26 protein-coding genes are annotated in these 21,146 nt (G+C 37.4%); 24 read left to right on the top strand and 2 right to left on the bottom strand.

Features of this window, described 5'->3' with window-relative positions:
* Positions 1–5: 5 nt before the first annotated feature.
* A complete protein-coding gene (gene efp / locus CN326_RS06885; protein WP_098307659.1) occupies positions 6–563 on the top strand; it encodes an elongation factor P in 558 nt (185 codons plus the stop codon).
* A 192-nt stretch (positions 564–755) separates the two neighbouring features.
* Here efp and CN326_RS06880 read toward each other — a convergent pair whose 3' ends face one another.
* On the bottom strand, positions 756–1,076 hold the full coding sequence (locus CN326_RS06880; RefSeq protein ID WP_098307657.1) for a hypothetical protein: 321 nt from the start codon (positions 1,074–1,076) through the stop codon (positions 756–758).
* A 203-nt stretch (positions 1,077–1,279) separates the two neighbouring features.
* Between CN326_RS06880 and CN326_RS06875 the strand changes: the two genes are divergently transcribed.
* Genes CN326_RS06875 through CN326_RS06835 form a run of 9 tightly spaced genes read left to right on the top strand, consistent with a single transcriptional unit; the run spans position 1,280 to position 6,674 of the window.
* Positions 1,280–1,561 (top strand): YqhV family protein, encoded by a 282-nt coding sequence (locus CN326_RS06875; protein ID WP_141524987.1) that lies wholly within the window; start codon positions 1,280–1,282, stop codon positions 1,559–1,561.
* 21 nt (positions 1,562–1,582) lie between these two features.
* Positions 1,583–2,506, top strand: coding sequence for a stage III sporulation protein AA (gene spoIIIAA, locus CN326_RS06870; protein ID WP_098307653.1), 924 nt, complete (start codon positions 1,583–1,585; stop codon positions 2,504–2,506).
* On the top strand, positions 2,503–3,018 hold the full coding sequence (gene spoIIIAB, locus CN326_RS06865) for a stage III sporulation protein SpoIIIAB (protein ID WP_098307651.1): 516 nt from the start codon (positions 2,503–2,505) through the stop codon (positions 3,016–3,018). Before spoIIIAA ends, spoIIIAB begins: the two co-directional genes overlap by 4 nt.
* Before the next feature lie 12 nt (positions 3,019–3,030).
* Positions 3,031–3,234, top strand: a complete 204-nt coding sequence (spoIIIAC, locus tag CN326_RS06860; RefSeq protein WP_020061584.1) for a stage III sporulation protein AC — start codon at positions 3,031–3,033, stop codon at positions 3,232–3,234.
* 9 nt (positions 3,235–3,243) lie between these two features.
* Positions 3,244–3,642, top strand: coding sequence for a stage III sporulation protein AD (spoIIIAD, locus tag CN326_RS06855; RefSeq protein ID WP_253631174.1), 399 nt, complete (start codon positions 3,244–3,246; stop codon positions 3,640–3,642).
* 11 nt (positions 3,643–3,653) lie between these two features.
* Entirely contained in the window at positions 3,654–4,826 is a 1,173-nt protein-coding gene (gene spoIIIAE, locus CN326_RS06850) for a stage III sporulation protein AE (protein WP_098307647.1), read from the top strand.
* An 11-nt stretch (positions 4,827–4,837) separates the two neighbouring features.
* Positions 4,838–5,467: a stage III sporulation protein AF gene (gene spoIIIAF / locus CN326_RS06845; protein ID WP_098307645.1), complete on the top strand. Its 630-nt coding sequence runs from the start codon at positions 4,838–4,840 to the stop codon at positions 5,465–5,467.
* Positions 5,460–6,104: a stage III sporulation protein AG gene (gene spoIIIAG, locus CN326_RS06840; protein WP_098307643.1), complete on the top strand. Its 645-nt coding sequence runs from the start codon at positions 5,460–5,462 to the stop codon at positions 6,102–6,104. Before spoIIIAF ends, spoIIIAG begins: the two co-directional genes overlap by 8 nt.
* A 12-nt stretch (positions 6,105–6,116) precedes the next feature.
* Complete coding sequence (locus CN326_RS06835) at positions 6,117–6,674, top strand: SpoIIIAH-like family protein (protein ID WP_098307641.1); 558 nt, start codon at positions 6,117–6,119, stop codon at positions 6,672–6,674.
* Between the two features lie 42 nt (positions 6,675–6,716).
* Here CN326_RS06835 and CN326_RS06830 read toward each other — a convergent pair whose 3' ends face one another.
* Positions 6,717–6,890, bottom strand: coding sequence for a DNA recombination protein RecO (locus CN326_RS06830; protein ID WP_098307639.1), 174 nt, complete (start codon positions 6,888–6,890; stop codon positions 6,717–6,719).
* Between the two features lie 462 nt (positions 6,891–7,352).
* On the opposite strand from CN326_RS06830, the gene accB reads away from it, so the two are divergent.
* The 14 genes from accB to CN326_RS24850 form a co-directional block, all read left to right on the top strand.
* The gene (accB, locus tag CN326_RS06825; protein ID WP_098307637.1) at positions 7,353–7,835 is read left to right on the top strand and encodes an acetyl-CoA carboxylase biotin carboxyl carrier protein; all 483 of its coding nucleotides are present in this window, start codon (positions 7,353–7,355) and stop codon (positions 7,833–7,835) included.
* Between the two features lie 17 nt (positions 7,836–7,852).
* Complete coding sequence (accC, locus tag CN326_RS06820; protein WP_098307635.1) at positions 7,853–9,205, top strand: acetyl-CoA carboxylase biotin carboxylase subunit; 1,353 nt, start codon at positions 7,853–7,855, stop codon at positions 9,203–9,205.
* 22 nt (positions 9,206–9,227) lie between these two features.
* Complete coding sequence (locus CN326_RS06815; protein WP_098307633.1) at positions 9,228–9,620, top strand: Asp23/Gls24 family envelope stress response protein; 393 nt, start codon at positions 9,228–9,230, stop codon at positions 9,618–9,620.
* Between the two features lie 347 nt (positions 9,621–9,967).
* Positions 9,968–10,351 (top strand): transcription antitermination factor NusB, encoded by a 384-nt coding sequence (nusB, locus tag CN326_RS06810; RefSeq protein ID WP_098307631.1) that lies wholly within the window; start codon positions 9,968–9,970, stop codon positions 10,349–10,351.
* A 181-nt stretch (positions 10,352–10,532) separates the two neighbouring features.
* The gene (folD, locus tag CN326_RS06805) at positions 10,533–11,393 is read left to right on the top strand and encodes a bifunctional methylenetetrahydrofolate dehydrogenase/methenyltetrahydrofolate cyclohydrolase FolD (protein ID WP_098307629.1); all 861 of its coding nucleotides are present in this window, start codon (positions 10,533–10,535) and stop codon (positions 11,391–11,393) included.
* A gap of 27 nt (positions 11,394–11,420) precedes the next feature.
* Positions 11,421–12,779, top strand: a complete 1,359-nt coding sequence (gene xseA, locus CN326_RS06800; RefSeq protein ID WP_098307627.1) for an exodeoxyribonuclease VII large subunit — start codon at positions 11,421–11,423, stop codon at positions 12,777–12,779.
* Positions 12,769–12,999 (top strand): exodeoxyribonuclease VII small subunit, encoded by a 231-nt coding sequence (locus CN326_RS06795; RefSeq protein WP_098307625.1) that lies wholly within the window; start codon positions 12,769–12,771, stop codon positions 12,997–12,999. The genes xseA and CN326_RS06795 overlap by 11 nt, the downstream gene beginning before the upstream one ends.
* Positions 12,999–13,892: a polyprenyl synthetase family protein gene (locus CN326_RS06790; RefSeq protein ID WP_098307623.1), complete on the top strand. Its 894-nt coding sequence runs from the start codon at positions 12,999–13,001 to the stop codon at positions 13,890–13,892. Before CN326_RS06795 ends, CN326_RS06790 begins: the two co-directional genes overlap by 1 nt.
* Before the next feature lie 262 nt (positions 13,893–14,154).
* Positions 14,155–16,047, top strand: a complete 1,893-nt coding sequence (dxs, locus tag CN326_RS06785) for a 1-deoxy-D-xylulose-5-phosphate synthase (RefSeq protein ID WP_098307621.1) — start codon at positions 14,155–14,157, stop codon at positions 16,045–16,047.
* Between the two features lie 3 nt (positions 16,048–16,050).
* Complete coding sequence (locus CN326_RS06780) at positions 16,051–16,890, top strand: TlyA family RNA methyltransferase (protein ID WP_098307619.1); 840 nt, start codon at positions 16,051–16,053, stop codon at positions 16,888–16,890.
* A 156-nt stretch (positions 16,891–17,046) separates the two neighbouring features.
* Positions 17,047–17,496, top strand: coding sequence for an arginine repressor ArgR (gene argR / locus CN326_RS06775; protein ID WP_098307617.1), 450 nt, complete (start codon positions 17,047–17,049; stop codon positions 17,494–17,496).
* Positions 17,497–17,829: 333 nt separating this feature from the next.
* A complete protein-coding gene (gene recN, locus CN326_RS06770) occupies positions 17,830–19,569 on the top strand; it encodes a DNA repair protein RecN (protein ID WP_098307615.1) in 1,740 nt (579 codons plus the stop codon).
* Positions 19,570–19,688: 119 nt separating this feature from the next.
* On the top strand, positions 19,689–20,990 hold the full coding sequence (spoIVB, locus tag CN326_RS06765) for a SpoIVB peptidase (RefSeq protein WP_098307613.1): 1,302 nt from the start codon (positions 19,689–19,691) through the stop codon (positions 20,988–20,990).
* The coding region (locus CN326_RS24850; protein ID WP_098307611.1) for a hypothetical protein at positions 20,944–21,146 on the top strand (203 nt) is incomplete at its 3' end. The genes spoIVB and CN326_RS24850, both read left to right, overlap by 47 nt.

Genomic DNA, 21,146 nt, shown 5'->3' with positions numbered 1-21,146 from the left:
TTTGCATGATTTCAGTAAACGATTTTCGTACAGGTTTAACAATTGCGGTGGACAATAGCCTATGGCAGGTTATAGATTTCCAACACGTAAAACCGGGTAAAGGTGCAGCGTTTGTTCGTTCTAAATTACGTAACCTTCGTACAGGTTCTGTTCAAGAAAAAACATTCCGCGCTGGTGAAAAAGTAGAAAAAGCACATATCGAAAACCGTCGTATGCAATATTTATATGCAAGCGGTGAAGAGCATGTATTCATGGATAATGGAACATACGAGCAAACCGAACTGGCTGAAAAGCAAATCGAGCACGAATTAAAGTTCTTGAAAGAAAACATGGAAGTATCAATCATGACATATCAAGGCGAAGTACTTGGTGTGGAACTTCCAAACACTGTTGAGTTAAAAGTTGTTGAAACGGAACCGGGTATTAAAGGTGACACAGCTTCTAACGTAACAAAACCAGCTACATTAGAAACTGGTCTAGTTGTACAAGTACCAATCTTCATTAATGAAGGTGAAATGCTTATTATCAACACAGGAGAATCAAAATACGTTTCTCGTGCGTAATTGAAAGAGGCACTCATGGGTCATCCATGAGTGCCTCTTTTTATCCCGCATTAACGGGCAGTAAGACCCCCACCTCAAGATTCAGAGAGAAGCAAAGAAGATAGGTGGGGGCTAACTGCCCGTAAAAGCCCGATTGGTTCAACTAACCGTCAGTGGGGGATGAATAAAACCCCCACTGACGGAAGTTTCACTTTATGTGAAATAAGGTATGTAGTAAATGACGGTAATAATAAAACTAATCGTAAGCAGAAGGAGGGTTCCAATCATATAGGGATTCATACGAACTTGAAAAGGTGTTACTTCCCCGGTATCAACTCCTGTCCAGCTTTTTGTGATAGCACGCTCCATATTGGCGTTGCGATTCATATTTAAAGGCAATAGCCAAGTGATACTGAAAATGGCTAAACTCCCTAAAAAGAAAATTTCTATAAATGACCAATCAATAAGCTTTGTAAATAAGAAAATAGCAACTATTTCTACTGAGATAGTAAGAGTGATTTTAGAAACTTTCATGCTTTTCTCCTTATTTGTTCCAGTATACCATAATTTAACAGAAAATTCCGACTATTTCTGTTTGATAATTAAAAAATTACTTTTCTGCTTCTGAAATAGACAACCCTTGCATATGGTTGTACAAACGTACTCTTTCATCTTGTTTCAGCAAGATATATGTGTGCTGTTAGAACGGTGTAAGGATAACGAGAGAAGGTGAGAGGATGAAGCAGTGGCTAGCGGCATTTGAAACGTCTGTGCTAGTGATGGCGCTTCTTAGAATCTTTTCGGGGAGCATGGAGATTTTCGCCGCTTTGCTTATGTTGTATTTCAATGATGTAAAAAAAGCATTGTTCGTAAATGGCATGCTTGCATTTGTTGGACCGACTGTTTTGATTGTGACGATGTCAGTTGGAATTGCGAGTGTTACGAACGAAATTTCATTTTTGAAACTATTTTTTCTGGTGCTTGGGATTGGTTGTATTTTTATTGCAGTACTGAAATAGCGATGTGATGGGGAGAGAGCTATGAAAGAAGTATTAGAGATGTTGCCAAAGCAAATCGAACGTTTTATACAAGACTGCAAAGAATATGACACATTAGAAGAAATACGGATTCGGATTGGTCGGCCGCTTGAATGTATTGCGCGCGGGGAAGCGCATTTTTATAACTATATCGTGACGGTAGAAGACGCGGCATATTTACTGAATAAATTGAGTCAATATTCACTTTATACGATGGAAGAAGAGCTGAAGCGAGGGTATGTCACGCTGCGTGGGGGACACCGGGTTGGCCTAGCAGGAAAGGTAATTATGGAAAAGAGTGCAGTGAAAATGATTCGAGATGTGGCGTCATTTAATATTCGAATTGCTCGGCAGAAAATGGGGATTGCTGAGCCTCTCTTACCGTATTTATACGAGAAGCGTTGGCTAAATACGATGATTATTGGTCCGCCGCAAACAGGGAAAACAACATTATTGCGTGATGTAGCGCGCTGTATGAGTGCCGGTGTTCCAGGGCAACATGTTCCTTCTTGTAAAGTTGGTATCGTAGATGAAAGATCAGAAATTGCTGGATGCGTGAAAGGTGTTCCGCAATATGAGTTTGGAACAAGATTAGATGTGCTAGATGCATGTCCAAAAGCAGAAGGTATGATGATGATGATTCGTTCAATGAGTCCCGATATATTAATCGTTGACGAAATTGGCCGGCAAGAGGATAGCGAAGCGATTATGGAAGCTGTTCATGCTGGTGTTCAATTGTTTATTAGTGCACATGGATTTGGATACGAAGACATACTGAAACGACCTTCGCTGCGAAAAATCATAGAGCTGGGCGTGTTTGAACGTTTTATTGAACTTTCTAAAATAAAAGGACCAGGAACTATTATAAACATGAAAGATGGTAACGGAAGGCCAATGCGCCGAGGGGAGAAGGTGCTGAGCGTATGATTAAATTCTTTGGCGCTGCACTTATTGTTGCGGTATCAACGTTTTTTGGTTTTTCACATGCGAAAAAATATAGTGAGCGCCCTCGTCAACTGCGATTGTTAAAGGCTGCCCTGCAATCGTTAGAAGCGGAAATTATGTATGGGCATACTCCGTTATCTGAGGCAGCTGCACGCCTTGTAAAACAAATGCCAAAGCCTTTGAACTGGTTTTTTCATAGCTTTCATGAGCGATTACAAACGGGAGAGCAAACTGTACGGGAAGCGTGGATGGATAGCTTACAAGAAAATTGGAAACTCACAGCACTGAAGCAAACAGAATATGAAATTTTACAGCAATTTGGAGAAACGTTAGGACAACACGATCGCGAATCACAGCAAAAGCATATTCGTTTATGTATTACACATCTAGAGAGAGAAGAAGGCGAAGCAAAGGAAATGCAAATCCAGTACGAAAAAATGCTGAAAAGTTTAGGCGTATTAGCAGGATTACTTATCGTTATTTTATTGTTGTAAGGGGGAATGGTAATGTCGATCGATGTAGGATTAATCTTTCAAATTGCAGGTATTGGTATTATTTTAGCTTTCATTCATACTGTGCTGAAAGAACTAAAGCGAGAAGATATTGCCAATTGGGTTATTCTCGTTGGTTTTGTTGTTATTTTATTTCAGGTTGCATTTTTAATTAACAATTTGTTTGACAAGATTAAAAGCGTCTTTCTCTTTCAGTAAAGGGGGGCGATTCGAATCGAAATATTACAAATTGTAGGACTTGGGCTTGTGGCGACTTTTTTGGCGGCAGTATTGAAGCAGCATAAATCGAGTATAACTTCATTGTTTGTTGTATTTGTCAGTAGCGTTATGTTTTTACTTGTAATCGATCAAATTCACTCCATTTTAACGATGATTGAGCGTATTGCAAATGAAGCGAAAGTGAGCAATGTGTATGTGGAAACGCTGCTGAAAATTATTGGAATTGCTTATATTGCAGAATTTGGCGCACAAATTACGAAAGATGCAGGACAAGGAGCGATTGCTTCAAAAATCGAATTAGCAGGGAAAATTTTAATTTTAGTGATGGCGATTCCAATATTAACGGTTGTAATTGAAACAATTCTCGGTTTTTTGCCAACCGGATAAAGGAGGGATGAATCGTGCGATCGTTTGGAATAAAGCTTTTGTTTGCTTTTTTCCTCTTTTTTTCTTTACCAATTATTGTACAAGCTTCTCCCTTAGAACAAAATGTTGTGGATGAACAGCTAGGAAAGCTTGGAATAGAAGATGTAAAGAAATATTGGGATGACCTTGTTGTAAAGTACGGGGGATATTTGCCGGAAAGCCAAAAGGGAAGTTTTATGGAGTTTGTAAAAGGAGAAAAAAATTTTTCGATTAAAGAGTGGATGATAGGATTACTAAAATATTTATTTCATGAATTACTGGCTAATGGAAAGCTACTTGGGACACTGATTATGCTTACTATTTTTAGTGCACTTCTTCAATCGCTTCAATCTGCTTTTGAAAAAAGTAGTATTGGGAAAATAGCAGATGCTGTTGTATATATGGTACTTATCGTTTTTGCTTTAAATAGTTTTTACGTTGTAATGACATATGCAAGAGACACCATTCAAACAATGATAGATTTTATTTTAGCGCTCCTCCCTATTTTGTTGGCACTCATCGCTACTGGAGGCGGTGTTGTATCTGTTTCCTTCTTTCATCCAATTATTGTTTTTCTTATGAATACGAGCGGGATGCTCATGAATTTCATTGTTTTACCGCTTCTTCTGCTTGCAACGATTTTAAGTATTGTAAGTACAATGAGTGATCAATATAAAGTCACAAAATTGTCCAAGCTGCTTCAAAATGTTAGCGTTAGCATCATTGGCATTTTCTTAACAATCTTTCTTGGTGTGCTATCTGTACAAGGAACGGCAACAGCAGTAGCGGATGGGATTGCTGTTAAAACAGCAAAATTTGTAACCGGAAACTTTATTCCAGTTGTGGGGCGAATGTTTACCGAAGCGGCAGATACAGTACTTAGTGCATCTGCATTATTAAAAAATACAATTGGAATTGTTGGGATGGTTATTTTATTACTTATCGTTGCTTTTCCTGCTATTCAAATTTTTTGTATTGCTTTCATTTATAAATTTGCAGCAGCAGTGTTGCAGCCTGTTGGTGGAGGGGCAATTATCCAATGCTTGGATATTATCGGGAGAAGCATTATATACGTGTTTGCTTGCTTGGCTATTGTATCGTTTATGTTTTTTTTAAGTATCACTATTATTATCGCAGCTGGAAATATTACGTTAATGATGCGTTAGGGGGGATCAGGTTGCAATTTGTAGTAGAGTGGATTCGGAATATTATTGTGTTTCTACTATTAGCGACGATGCTTCATATGTTACTTCCTAATTCAAATTTACAAAAGTATGTCAAATTTGTTGTTAGTTTGCTTCTAGTTGTTTTAATCTTAACGCCCTTGTTTAGATTGCTACAAACAGACGTTCGAGATGTAATTGCAAACGTTAGTCAAGATAAGTATGTGGCAAACGGATTAATAGAAAATCAAATTGATACAAAGAAAAAAGAAATACAAGCTTCACAACGTGCATATATTTTAGAACAGATGGCTGTCCAAATGAAAAAACAAGTTGGGAAAGAACTGGAAGAACAATATGGCATGGCCGTTATGAGTTTGCAGATAAAAGTACCAGAAGAGAAAAAGGAAGTGAAATCTCAGCAAGATATTCAGTCTGTTGTCGTAACACTTCAACAAAAGGAACGCAATCGAGAAGGGGCTATTGAAACAATTCAAAAGGTAGAAATTAATTCGAAGGAACCTCGAAAGACATCAGAACAAAACACAGCCGAAATGAAACAATTCTTCTCAAACAAATGGCAATTAGAAGAGAACAAAATTAAAGTTCAGATGGAAGGGAGGATAGGGAAAGTAAATGAATAATAAATTTCAGTTTCTTCTCAAATTTTTTAAAGGAAATGAAAAAGACGAGAAAGAGAAAAAAATAACATCCAAGTTTTTAATCATCTTACTCATACTCGGTGTGCTCCTTATGTTTTCTAGTAATCTCTTTCAAGCAAAAAAACCAGAAGTACCTGTTCTCAAATCACAAACAGGGCAAGAGCAAGTAAAAGATGTCCCGACGTTTGGACAAAAAGGCAGTGATAACAAATCTATCATTGATAAATATGAAAAAGAATATGAACAACAATTAAAAGAAGCGCTAGAAAGTATTACAGGTGTAAAAGATGTATCAATTACAGTCAATCTTGATTCATCTGAAGAAAAAATACTCGACAAAAATACGGTGAAGCGATCGCAAACGACAAATGAAACAGATAAAGAAGGTGGAACACGAAAAGTTGAAGATGAGTCTACTGATGATAAAACGGTAATTATACGTGAAGGGGATAAAGAAACTCCTATTGTACTCAAAACAGAGAAACCGAAAGTTCGCGGTGTTCTTGTTGTTGCAAAAGGAGTGGATAATATACAAGTAAAACAAATGGTGAGAGAGGCTGTTACTCGTATGCTTGATGTCCCAAGCCACCGTGTATCTGTCTTGCCAAAAAAGAATTAGGGAGGAAATAAAGTGCTAAAAAAACAAACAGTTTGGTTATTAACGATGTTAAGTTTAGTTGTTGTTCTTTCGGTATACTATGTAATGACGCCAGATAATAAAAGTAAGGTTGTTACAACATCTCTTGAAGAAGTAACGAAAGAGAAGCAAGGACCTGAAAAGGAAACAAACAAAAAAGAAACAAGTAAAAAAGAAGGTAATGTATCTAGTCATTCTGCTAGTGAGGATAGTTTCACAGCACTACGTTTGAAAATGGAGGATCAGCGCAGTGAAATGAAAGAAAAATTGCAAGATGTAATGAACTCAACAAACGCTTCTGCTGAAGAGAGAAGTAAAGCAAAAGATGAATTTAATGCATTAAGTGATTTAGCAGCCAAAGAAACGTTATTAGAAACATTAATTAAAACAGAAGGTGGCTATAAAGACGCACTTGTACGTGCAGATGGAAATGACATTAAAGTGACAGTGCAAGCAGCGAAGCTCTCTGCAAAAGAAGCAAATAAAATTATGCAGCTTGTAAAAAGTGAAACGGGCTTAATGGCAGATGTTCGATTTGAAATAGCAAAGTAAAAAGCTATCGATTTTTCGATAGCTTTTTTTGTTTACTAGAAGTTAGTCTAGCAATCGTAGTTCGGTTTCTTTCACTATTATAGGAAAAATTTGTTGTGAGTAAAAAATCATTGGTTCTTGATGAAGGTGATTACTTTGTCCGCATTTCATTTGAATAGCGAGAGCTACACCCCAAATAATAACAGTTGGTAGAAAGAGAATAAGCCAAATGTTCACGTTTCCACACCTCACTGTATATGATTCTACTTTGACGATACTCCTTTTATATGAAGGGGATATGAAGTGGAGGTAAATAAACTTTGAATATTTAGTGAAAAATATATAAACTTACATAATAAGGAAGAATACGTTGTTTTTTTAGAAGTGGTCTTGCCAATTTTGAGTGAAACTTGGTATTATTACTAGGTGATAAAATATACCATACTGTTATTTTCACAGAAGATTTTATTTATCATAAAGAAAAATAAATTGGAATGTTGAAAATATTTATCGTAAGATGGATATATATAGTATGAAACTTCATAGTATTTTTTTATTAAGAGTATGTGAAGTAACTTATTATTGGCTGTTATAGCAGGATTTAGTGAAACTTTCATCAGTGGCGTTTATAACTGATGGTTTGTAGAAGCAGCCAAGCTGTTGCAGCAGGACAAACAAGTATATAGGAGTGGATTTTACATGTTTAAAATTCAGGAAGTTCGTGAATTGATTAAGTTGATTGATGATTCTAATATTGATGAATTTGAATACAAAAAAGATGGTACTACAATTAAGATGAAAAAGCGTGGTAATGAAGTAGTTGCTGTGCAACCTGCTCCTGCAGCGCAGAAACCTGTACAAGCTATAGCAACAGAAGTGGTTGCTGCGCCAGCTCAAGCTGAAACGCCAAAACAAGAGGAGAAACCAGCAGTACAAGAGGAGAACTTACAAAAGATTACTTCTCCAATGGTTGGAACGTTCTATGCATCTCCATCACCAGATACGCCTGCATATGTAAATGTAGGAGATCGCGTATCAGAAGGGAAAATTGTTTGTATTGTAGAGGCAATGAAACTCTTTAATGAAATTGAAGCAGAAGTAAATGGAGAAATCGTTGAAATCCTTGTGAATAACGGTCAGCTTGTTGAATATGGACAACCGCTATTTCTTGTAAAAGCATAATAAGGGAGTCTTGAGTTATGATTAAAAAAGTATTAATTGCGAACCGCGGGGAAATTGCTGTACGAATTATTCGTGCTTGTAAAGAAATGAATATTGAAACAGTTGCAATTTATTCTGAGGCAGATAAAGAAGCGCTTCATGTACAAGTGGCAGATGAAGCATACTGCGTTGGTCCAACTGTATCAAAGGAGAGCTATTTAAACTTAACGAACATTATTAGTGTTGCGAAATTAACAGGCTGTGATGCGATTCACCCTGGATATGGATTTTTAGCAGAAAATGCTGATTTTGCAGAGCTTTGTCGTGAATGTAATTTGATTTTTATCGGCCCAAGTCCAGAAGCTATTTCAAAAATGGGCACAAAAGACGTTGCACGTGATACAATGAAAGAAGCAGGGGTTCCGATTGTACCGGGTTCACAAGGAATCATTAAAAATACCGAAGAAGCTGTAGCACTCGCAGAGAAAATTGGATATCCTGTTATTATTAAAGCAACAGCGGGCGGCGGCGGCAAGGGTATTCGCGTTGCGCGCACTGAAGAAGAGCTTGTGAAAGGGATTCAAATTACACAGCAAGAGGCAAGTACCGCTTTTGGAAACCCTGGTGTATATTTAGAAAAGTACATTGAAGATTTCCGTCATGTCGAAATTCAAGTGATGGCAGATAATCATGGTAATGTCATTCATTTAGGAGAGCGTGATTGTACAATTCAGCGTCGTTTGCAAAAGCTGTTAGAAGAGTCGCCTTCTCCAGCTTTAGATGCTACCATTCGTCAACAAATGGGAGAGGCAGCAGTAAAAGCAGCGGCAGCAGTAGATTATACAGGTGCCGGCACAGTTGAATTTATTTACGAATATAAAACGAAAAGTTTCTATTTTATGGAAATGAATACGCGGATTCAAGTCGAACATCCTGTAACTGAAATGGTAACGGGAGTAGATCTTATTAAAGAGCAGATTCGTGTTGCGTCAGGAGAGCAGTTATCGCTGCAGCAAGAAGAAGTACAATTTAACGGTTGGGCAATTGAGTGCCGAATTAATGCGGAAAACCCTGCCAAAAACTTTATGCCATCTCCAGGGAAGGTAGAAATGTATTTACCGCCAGGAGGATTTGGTATTCGCGTCGATTCAGCTGTATATCCTGGGTATACGATTCCGCCTTATTACGATTCGATGGTTGCAAAGCTTATTGTTTACGGAAAAACACGTGAAGAAGCAATTGCAAAAATGAAGCGAGCGCTAAGTGAATTCGTCATTGAAGGTGTACATACGACGATTCCGTTTCATTTACAACTTCTTGACCATCCTGAGTTTGTACAAGGTGAATTTAACACTAAGTTTCTAGAACAGCATGATTTAACGGCGCACTGATACATTTAAAGGAGGTTTTTTCATGGCTGATCATATGTTAGACATGGGGCAAGACACAACTCTTGGTAAAGTAGAAATCGCACCGGAAGTAATTGAAGTAATTGCAGGTATTGCTGCTTCTGAAGTAGAAGGTGTAGCGGCAATGCGTGGTAATTTTGCAACAGATGTTGTTGAGAAGTTAGGGAAGAAAAATCACGGAAAGGGCGTAAAAGTAGAGTTAGCAAACGATGACATTATCGTTGATGTTTATGTATTAATGTATTTTGGTGTAGCAATTCCAGTTGTTGCACAAAATATTCAAGATAATATTCGTCAAGCGCTTCTTACAATGACAGGCCTTGAACCGAAAGAAGTAAACGTGCATATCGTTGGTGTAACATTTGAGACACCAAAGACAGAAATTGAGCCAGTGTAATACTAAAAAAGGTGCCTCGTTATACAGGCACCTTTTTTTATCGTTTTGTATACCTCTATTTAAGTTCCAGAAACATTATATTATTCAAAAAAATGAAAAAAATATAAGGGTAAATACGTATTTTTGAAAAAAACGTACATTGTGGTATGATATGGAACTTGGAGTTAATCTTTTTATTATTTTTCCGTTAGGGAACTCGTGTATGAAACGATAAATTGTGGTATTATCATTGTATTATAAGGTTGAAAACTCAGCGGAAATTATAAAGAGTAAGTAATTCGACGGCTTATAAATTATAATAATATAACAAAACATAAGGAAGACTTGAAGTATAAAGGAGAGTTATAATGAAACGTAGGACGGCTAGAGAAAGAGCAATGCAAGCACTCTATCAAATGGATATTACCGGAGAATATAATCCGAAAGCTGCAGTAGAAAATACACTTGAAGAAGGCGAAAGTACAAATGAATTTTTAGAAACACTTGTCTTCGGGTGTGTAGAGCATAAAGAAGTAATCGATGAGCTTATTCGTCAAAATTTAAAAAAGTGGAAATTAGAGCGCATTAGCATTGTTGATCGCAGTATTTTACGACTTGCTGTGTATGAAATGAAATATATGGAAGATATTCCGCATAGCGTATCTATTAATGAGGCAATTGAAATTGCAAAAGCATATGGGGACGACGAATCTCGTCGTTTTATTAACGGCGTTTTATCTAGTATAAAGTAAACTCTCATCTGTGGGGAGCTTCACCCCACAGATGATTAGTAAAACTAATTAAGCTTTTACGAGCAGTTAACCTTCACCTATCTTCTTTGATTTTTCAAATCTTTAAGGTGAGGGCCCTACTGCTCGTTAGAGCGGGGTAGAAGAAAAGTAGCTTTGTAATTTTTTAAGGGGGAATTTTAACATGGTAGCAGTAATCATCAAAGGAAATGAAGTTGCAGAGAAAAAGCGAGCACAGTTAAAAGAGAAAGTTGCAGAACTAAAAGAACAAGGGATTGTACCAGGACTAGCTGTGATTTTAGTTGGGGATGATCCAGCTTCTCATTCGTATGTAAAAGGGAAAGAAAAAGGATGCGAACAAGTTGGCATTTATTCTGAATTAATTACATTTCCTAATACAATTACACAAGATCGTTTATTAGCAGAAATCGAACGTTTAAATAACGATGATCGTATTCACGGTATTTTAGTGCAATTACCTTTGCCAAATCACATTGAAGAAAAAGCTATCATTGAAAAAATTTCTCCTGAGAAAGATGTGGATGGTTTCCACCCAATTAGTATCGGTCGTATGATGACAGGACAAGATACGTTCCTTCCATGTACACCGCACGGCATTTTAGAATTAGTAAAAGAAACAAACCTTGATATTACAGGGAAACACGTAGTTGTTATTGGACGAAGCAATATTGTTGGAAAACCAGTAGGACAACTGTTTTTAAATGAAAATGCGACAGTTACTTATTGTCATTCAAAAACAGCGAATATAAAAGAATTAACGAAGCTAGCTGATATTTTAATTGTTGCAGTTGGAAGAGCAAAAATGGTAACAGCTGACTATGTAAAAGAAGGCGCAGTTGTAATCGATGTCGGAGTAAACCGTTTAGACACAGGGAAGTTGTGCGGTGATGTTGACTTTGATGATGTATTAAACGTTGCAGGCTATATTACCCCAGTACCAAAAGGCGTAGGTCCAATGACAATTACAATGCTACTAGAAAATACAGTACTATCTGCAGAGCGCGCAGGTGTTGTTTGTAAGTAATTGCAAAGCGGCTATGAGGAGAGAAAGATGGAAAAGCAATATTTAACCGTTACAGCATTAACTCGTTATATGAAAACAAAAATAGAGTATGATCCTCATTTACAGTCTGTTTGGTTAAAAGGAGAAATTTCAAATTTTAAATATCATAGCCGCGGTCATATGTATTTTACATTAAAAGATGAAAATGCAAGAATTGCTGCGGTCATGTTTGCAAGTCATAATCGTAATATGAAATTTAGACCAGAAGACGGGATGACAGTGCTTGTAAAAGGGAAAATCTCTGTTTATGAAGCAAGTGGTTCATACCAAATTTATGTTCATGATATGCAGCCAGATGGAGTAGGGAATCTTCATTTAGCATATGAACAGTTAAAGGCTCGTTTAGAAGAGGAAGGGCTGTTTTCACAAGTATATAAACAACCGATTCCTGCTTATCCAACAACAATTGGTGTTATTACGTCACCAACGGGTGCGGCGATTCGGGATATTATAACGACGATTACACGTCGTTATCCTATTGGAAATGTAATTGTATTTCCAGTTCTTGTACAAGGGGAGTTCGCAGCTCCCTCGATTGTACAGGCTATTGAAAAAGCAAATGAAATGAACGATATGGATGTACTAATTGTTGGTCGCGGTGGAGGTTCAATTGAAGAACTATGGGCGTTTAATGAAGAAACAGTAGCCCGGGCAATCTTTGCGAGTCAAGTTCCGATTATTTCTGCTGTTGGTCATGAAACAGATTTTACAATTGCTGATTTTGTTGCGGATTTAAGAGCGCCAACGCCAACAGCGGCAGCTGAATTGGCAGCGCCTCACATTCTCGAATTAGAAGAAAAAGTGATGCAGCGTACACTTCGGTTAACGCGAGCGATGCGTGAGATGATGAACTATAAGCAGGAGCATCTGCAAGCATTACAAAAATCATATGCGTTTCGTTATCCAAAACAACTGTATGAGCAAAAGGAAGAACAATTGGATCGTACAATTGATAAGCTGATGCAAACGAAAGAACGTTACATAGAGAAGAAGGCGAATCAGCTTCAGCAGCTGTCATTTTATTTAGGAAAGCATCATCCTTCGCAAAAAATTGAGCAAACAAAGCTTATGGTGGACGCATTGCAAAAACAACTGCAACGCGAAATGCAAACTCTTCTACAAGCGAAAGAGTTTGCTTTTACAAGAGCAGTAGAGAAGTTAGAAACGTTAAGTCCTCTTAAAGTGATGATGCGAGGCTACGGTCTTGTCTATAACAATAAAAAACAGGTGTTAAAAAGCGTGAAAGAAATTGATTTTGGAGATGCGGTTGCAGTACAGCTTCAAGATGGTGTGTTAGAATGTAATGTATGGGGAATAGAGGAGCGTGAACTAGGCGATGGAAAATAAAGTGAGCTTTGAAGAAGCGATTGCAAAGCTTGAGCAAATTGTTTCTAAGCTTGAACAAGGCGATGTTCCGCTTGAAGAAGCAATTTCGTATTTTAAAGAAGGTATGGAACTTTCTAAGCTTTGCGATGACAAATTGAAAGATGTACAAGACCAAATGGCAGTTATACTTGGTGAAAACGGTGAACTTCGTCCTTTTACTGCCCTAGGAGATGAAGCATAATGGCGTATATAGCTTTTGATGCTTTTATGAAAGAGAGCAAAGCACTTGTTGAAGAACAGCTTGTCCGTTATGCAAATACATTACAATGTCCGAATGTGCTTCGCGAAGCGATGGCATATTCATTAGAAGCGGGCGGAAAGCGTCTCCGGCCGTTACTTTTACTTGCGACGCTACAAGCGTTTGGGAAAGATAGAGATTTAGGAATAGATACAGCCTGTGCACTAGAAATGATTCATACATATTCTTTAATTCATGATGATTTGCCTTGTATGGATGATGATGACTTACGCCGTGGAAAACCGACAAATCATAAAGTATTTGGTGAAGCGATGGCTGTATTAGCTGGTGATGGATTGTTAACATATGCATTCCAAGTTGTAACAGGGCAAGAGCATAAAGACATTACTCCTGAAATAAAGATGCGCATTGCGTTAGAACTTGCAAAAGCAGCAGGACCAGAAGGAATGGTTGGAGGACAAGTTGCGGATATGGAAGCGGAAGGGAAACAGTTAACGCTTCACGAGTTAGAATATATTCATAAGCATAAAACTGGCCGTTTATTAGAATTTGCAGTATTAGCTGGTGCGCTATTATCAGGGGCTACGACTGAGCAACAAGAAAAACTACTTACATTTGCGAAGTATGTTGGACTTGCTTTTCAAATTCGTGATGATATTCTAGATGTAGAAGGAACAGAAGAAGAAATTGGGAAACCGGTCGGAAGCGATATGACAAATGAAAAAAGTACATATACAACGTTGTTTACACTAGAAGAAGCGAAACAAATTTTAGAAGAAACAATTGCAAAAGCAAAAGACGCAATTTCTTCTTTACAATTACAAGATGAATATTTGTTAACAATTTGTGATTTAATTGCAAAACGTAATCACTAGTATCAGAACGTTTTCATTTGTTGAGCCATTGGGGATTTTGTGGTATAAATGTAGACAAAGGTTTTTCTTTTCTTGTTATTGGCAAAAATATATGTAGATTACATTGCCGTTATCACTTTGTGTTAGCGGCTCTTTTTTCATCGTATAAAAATAAAGAAGATGCTTGATCTTTGTAATACAATTAAGTACAAATATGTTTTACAGGTATTTTGCATACTAGTTGATATGATGACAGATTATGAAACGAAAGTGAGTGATCCTTGTGGATCTGACGCAAATTCAAAATCCTAGTTTTTTGAAGGATATGTCTATAAGCGATCTAGAGGCATTAAGCGAAGATATTCGAAAGTTTTTAATTGAAGAGCTTTCTCAAACAGGTGGACATATTGCTCCGAACCTAGGTGTAGTAGAACTCACAATTGCTTTGCATAAAGTATTTAATAGTCCAAGAGATAAATTCTTATGGGATGTAGGACATCAATCCTATGTACATAAAATTTTAACAGGGCGTGCAAAGGATTTTGGGACATTAAGACAATATAAAGGATTATGTGGTTTTCCAAAGCGTTGTGAAAGTGAGCATGATGTGTGGGAAACTGGGCATAGTTCGACTTCATTATCTGCCGCAATGGGAATGGCGCTTGCGCGTGATTTAAAGAAAACGAAAGAGTATATTGTTCCGATTATTGGTGATGGTGCGTTAACAGGTGGAATGGCACTAGAAGCACTAAACCATATTGGACATGAGCAAACAGATATGACGGTTATCTTAAATGATAATGAAATGTCGATTGCACCGAACGTTGGTGCATTGCATAACGTACTTGGACGTTTACGTACAGCAGGGAAATATCAATGGGTAAAAGATGAACTGGAATACTTATTGAAGAAAATTCCGGCAGTAGGTGGTAAAGTAGCTGCAACAGCAGAAAAAGTAAAAGATAGTTTGAAATATTTACTCGTTTCCGGTGTGTTTTTTGAAGAATTAGGATTTACATATTTAGGCCCTGTTGATGGTCATGATTATGAAAGTTTATTTGAAAATCTTCAATATGCAAAGAAAACGAAAGGCCCTGTTCTTGTTCACGTGATTACGAAAAAAGGAAAAGGCTATAAACCAGCTGAAAGTGATGTAATTGGAACTTGGCATGGTACAGGAGCATACAAAATTGAATCTGGTGATTTTGTGAAACCGAAGGAAGTTGCGCCGGCATGGAGTTCTGTTGTTAGCGAAGCAGTTCGTAAATTAGCGAAGGATGACCCGCGTATCGTTGCTGTGACGCCAGCAATGCCGGTCGGATCAAAACTCGAAAAATTTGCAAAAGAATTTCCGAATCGTATGTTTGATGTAGGGATTGCTGAGCAACATGCGGTAACAATGGCAGCCGGTTTAGCGACGCAAGATATGAAGCCGTTTTTAGCGATTTATTCTACGTTTTTACAACGTGGTTATGATCAAGTCGTTCACGATGTGTGCCGCCAAAATTTAAATGTCTTTTTCGGGATTGATCGAGCAGGGTTAGTAGGAGCTGATGGAGAAACGCATCAAGGTATATTTGATATTGCATTTTTACGCCATCTTCCGAATATCGTTCTCATGATGCCAAAAGATGAAAACGAAGGTCAACATATGGTATATACAGCCATCAATTATGAAGATGGGCCGATTGCGCTTCGCTATCCGCGTGGAAATGGGCTTGGTGTACCTATGGATGAGGAGTTTAAAGAAGTTCCAATCGGTACATGGGAAACACTTCGTGAAGGTTCACAAGCAGCCATTTTAACATTTGGTACGACAATTCCAATGGCTTTAGAGGCAGCGGAATCTCTTGAGAAAAAGGGGATATCTGTAAAAGTTGTGAATGCTCGCTTTATCAAGCCGATGGATGAATCGTATTTACATGAGTTATTAGGAAAGAATATGCCGATTTTAACGATTGAAGAAGCGTGTTTAATCGGAGGATTTGGTTCTGGTGTGTTAGAATTTGCTAGTGAGCATGGGTACCATAATGCACTAATTGAGCGTATGGGTATTCCAGATCATTTTATCGAGCACGGCAGTGTCTCTAAACTTCTTGAAGAAATTGGCTTAACAACAGATGCAGTTGTTGAACGCATTTGTACAATGATTCCATTAAAACAAAAAAGGGCGTAACGAATGAGCGGGAAAAAAGAAAGAGTAGATGTACTATTAGTAGAACGAGGACTTGTGGAAACAAGAGAAAAAGCAAAGCGGGCTGTTATGGCCGGTCTTGTATATGCTAATGAAATGCGTTTAGATAAGCCGGGTGAAAAAATACCGCAAGATACAGAGCTTACAGTAAAAGGACAAGTGATGCCGTATGTAAGCCGTGGTGGATACAAATTAGAGAAGGCATTAGAAACATTTCAAATAGATTTGCAAGATAAGGTTATGTTAGATATTGGTTCCTCAACTGGTGGGTTTACCGATTGTGCTTTGCAAAATGGAGCGAAGTTATCATATGCGTTAGACGTAGGTTATAACCAGCTTGCATGGAAGCTGCGTCAGGACGAGCGCGTTGTGGTAATGGAACGGACGAATTTCCGTTATGTAACACCTGCTGATTTGCAGCAAGGATTACCGCAATTTGCGAGCATTGACGTATCATTCATATCTTTAAAATTAATTTTACCTGTATTGAAAACGATGTTAACTTCTGGTGGTGACGTTGCAGCGCTTATTAAGCCGCAATTTGAAGCTGGGCGAGAGCAAGTGGGGAAAAAGGGAATTGTTCGCGACCGTAAAGTGCATGAAGCGGTTATAGAAATGATTGTCGATTTTGCATTAGAAGAGGGTTATGATGTTCAAAATTTAACATTCTCTCCAATTACGGGCGGAGATGGAAATATTGAATTTTTAATTCATTTAAAATGGTATGGTGAGCGTACGCAAGGGGAAAATCATTCTCCTATTCGAGTAGAGGAAGTTGTGACAGAAGCTCACGAAGCCCTGAAGCAAAAAGGAAAAGAGGAATAACAATTGTTGTTCCTTTTTTTTAACATACAGCAAGCTAGAATTGTAAACACAATTGTAAAAACAACGGTGTACAAGTAACCAGTTATACGTTAACATAAAGAAGTGAAGTATAGCGACGTTAAAACTAAGGTAAGAGATAGTGCGAGGTGCAAAAATATGAATAAAGGGCAGCGCCATATTAAAATCCGAGAAATTATTGCGAATAAAGAAATTGAAACACAAGATGAACTAGTAGATATTTTGCGTAATGAAGGTTTTAATGTAACGCAAGCGACAGTATCACGAGACATTAAAGAATTACATTTAGTAAAGGTGCCACTTCATGACGGAAGGTATAAATATAGCTTACCAGCCGACCAACGATTTAATCCGCTTCAAAAATTAAAACGCAATCTTATCGATTCGTTTGTTAAATTAGACTCAGCTGGTCATATGCTCGTGTTAAAGACGTTGCCGGGTAACGCAAATGCTCTTGGTGCACTTATTGATCATTTAGAATGGGATGAAATTATTGGCACAATTTGCGGTGATGATACGTGTTTAATTATTTGCCGTACACCTGAAGATACAGGAGTTGTATCGAATCGCTTTTTAAATATGCTGTAACAAAAAGAATCTTGTTTGCTTTATTGCTCAGAAGAGTGAAAAGTAAGCAAGATATTTTTGTTATGAAGAAATATAAAGTGAAACTTCCATCAGTGGGGGAGGTTTTACTGCCCGTTAATGCGGGATAAAAGTCCAAAATAGCACGTAAAAATACACATTTCCATATCGAAATATCAATATTGTTACATTGACCGTGAAAACAAATGTTTGGTACAATGAAGCAGATTACATAATATATTCTTCATCAAGAAAAGAATGAATAGAAGAATGTATGTGAGAATAGTTTAAGCCTCCAGTATGGAGTGTGAATTAGATAACGAGGTGAATGAGGCATTGTTATCGGAATTATCGATTAGAAACTTTGCTATTATTGAATCATTAAATATTTCTTTTCAAAAAGGGCTGACTGTTTTAAGTGGTGAAACGGGTGCAGGGAAATCCATCATTATTGATGCGATTAGTCTTCTTGTTGGAGGACGCGGTTCTGCGGAATTTGTGCGCTATGGGACAGATAAAGCTGAAATTGAAGGGTTATTTTATATTGAGGATGAAAATCATCCTTGCGTTATGAAAGCAGAAGAACTTGATATTGAAATTGAAGATGGCATGATGATTTTAAAACGGGATATTTCTGTGAATGGGAAAAGTGTATGCCGCGTAAACGGAAAACTGGTTACATTAAGTGTATTAAAGGAAATTGGGAAAACGCTTGTTGATATTCATGGGCAACATGAAACACAAGATTTAATGAATGAAGATCGTCATTTATTTATGCTTGATCATTTTGATGGGGACCATATTTTAGTTCAGTTAGAAAAGTATCAAAATGTTTATAGAGAATACGAGCAATTAAAAAAACAATTGCTCTCTTTAACAGAGAACGAGCAACAAATGGCACATCGTTTAGACTTGATTCAATTTCAACATGAAGAGATTCGAAATGCAGACTTGAAAATAGATGAAGAGCAAAACTTATTAGAAGAACGATTGAAGATTTCGAACTTCGAAAAGATTTATAAGGCGTTGGGTGATTCGTATCGCTCTTTAACTGAAGACCGTTCTGGTTTAGATCATGTACGAAATGCAATGAATCAAATGGAGAGCATTACTGATTTGGATATAGCATATCAAGAAAACTATGATGCGATTGCAAATAGTTATTATTTATTAGAAGAGGTCGCTTATCAGCTGCGTGAAAAGTTAGATATGATGGAGTATGACCCTAATCGTTTAGATGAAATTGAAACGCGTTTAAATGAAATTCGTATGTTAAAGCGTAAATATGGAAATACTGTAGAAGAAATTTTAGCGTATGCGGATGAAATCGAACAAGAAATATTTACCATTGAAAATAAAGATGTACACATTGAAACAACGAGAAAAAAATTAAAAGAAGTAGAACATCTTATAGTAAAAGAAGCAAAATTATTAAGTGGCATGCGTCATAATCTTGCGAACCGATTAACAACAGCAATTCATCAAGAATTAAAAGAGCTGTACATGGAAAAAACAAAATTTGAAGTAATGATAAAGAAAAAAGAAGGGACAATTGACGATCCTCTTGTCGAAGGAGCTTCTGTAAAAATGACCCAAGATGGGTATGACTATGTGGAATTTTATATTTCTACAAATCCAGGAGAACCGTTAAAGCCGCTTTCTAAAGTAGCTTCAGGAGGAGAATTATCCCGTATTATATTAGCGTTAAAGAGTATTTTCTCTAAACATCAAGGTGTTGCTTCTGTTATTTTTGATGAGGTAGACACTGGAGTAAGCGGGCGTGTTGCACAGGCAATTGCTGAAAAAATCTATCGTGTTTCCGTCAATTCACAAGTGCTATGTATTACACATTTACCACAAGTCGCGTCTATGGCAGATTCTCATTTGTTTATTCGTAAACAAATTGTCAATGAACGAACAGTTACATCTGTTACTGTACTAAGTCAGGATGAAAAGGTGACAGAAATTGCTCGCATGATTTCTGGTGTAGAAATAACTGATTTAACAACAGAGCATGCAAGAGAGTTACTCTCGCAAGCGCATCGTTTTAAACAAGCAGCAGAGGCTATCCAATAATGGATAGCTTTTTTTGTAACAACAATGATTTCTTAATTCTTCCGGTTATAAAGAAAGGGTAGCAAGGAGAGATTAAAAAGTGAAGCCGCTTGGCTGAATGTGGGTTAGGAGCGAGGAGAGTGAAAAGATTGAAATTAGAGCAATTTCGAAAAATCATAGGAATCTGTCTCCTTGTTTCGCTTGTCTTTATTGGGTGTTATAAACCGCTTCGCGAGTTTATTTCACTTCCAAAGCAACTTGTTATGTTTCAAAATCAAGATTCACAAGTATCTTCTTTACCTGTATTTCAAACAAAATCAACAGATGAAACGATTTTTACAATTGTTTCTCAACATGCTGGTGAAAAAACAATTGCAGTAAATCCGCATCAAAGCGGAGAAGCTGATATGGTTTATGAGCTTGCAGGATTGCCGGTGAAAAAAGTAAATGTAAAAGTGTTAAAAGATTTTAAGGTGGTTCCAGGTGGGCAATCAATAGGAGTAAAGTTAAATGCAAAAGGGGTACTTGTTGTAGGTCATCATTTAATCCAAACAGAAAAAGGAAAAGTATCTCCGGGTGAACTTGCAGGTGTGCAAGTAGGGGATATGATTACTGAAATAAATGGTAAGACGATTGAACGAATGAGTGATATTGCACCATTTATTCATGATAGCGGAAAAACAGGGGAATCGCTTAATCTTGTTTTATTGCGAGATGGAAAATATATTCGAACAAAATTAACTCCGCAAAAAGATGGGGGAGAACAGTCGTATCGAATTGGGTTGTATATTCGTGACTCAGCTGCAGGTATTGGCACAATGACTTTTATTCATCCAGAATCAATGAAATACGGTGCACTTGGTCATGTTATTTCTGACAATGATACGAAAAAACCAATTCAAGTTGAAGATGGGCAAATTGTTCGTTCGACAGTAACATCCATTGAACGTGGTAGTAATGGTGATCCGGGTGAAAAACTAGCAAGATTTTCACCAGATCATGAAATTATCGGTAATATTACAACGAATAGTCCATTTGGTATTTTCGGTAAGTTAAATACAGGAATGAAAAATGGAATTATGGATGAAGCAATTCCAATTGCTCTTTCTTATCAAGTAAAAGAGGGACCTGCGAAAATTTTGACGGTTATTGATCAAGATAAAGTGGAAGCATTCGATATAGAAATCGTAAGTACAGTTCCGCAAAAATTCCCTGCAACAAAAGGGATGGTTGTTAAGATTACAGATAAACGTCTATTAGAAAAAACAGGTGGAATTGTACAAGGAATGAGTGGTAGTCCTATTATACAAGATGGGAAATTAGTTGGAGCTGTAACACACGTATTTGTTAATGACCCAACATCCGGATATGGAGTTCATATTGAGTGGATGCTACATGAAGCGGGTATTAATATTTATAACGATCAGAAAAAAGCAAGCTGAATTTATTCAGCTTGCTTTTTTTCGATCTATCCCGCTATTCGCGGGCAGTAAGCCTCCACCTCAAGATGCAGAGAAAAGCGAAGAAGATAGGTGGGGGATAACTGCCCGTAAAAGCCCGATTGGGCGGGCTTTCCATCAGTGGGGGAAAAACACCAC

It is taken from the genome of Bacillus sp. AFS018417, from assembly GCF_002560985.1.
In the GTDB taxonomy this organism is placed as follows: domain Bacteria; phylum Bacillota; class Bacilli; order Bacillales; family Bacillaceae_G; genus Bacillus_A; species Bacillus_A rhizoplanae.
Note: the sequence above shows the minus strand (reverse complement) of the source record. Positions and strands in the feature narration are given on the sequence as shown.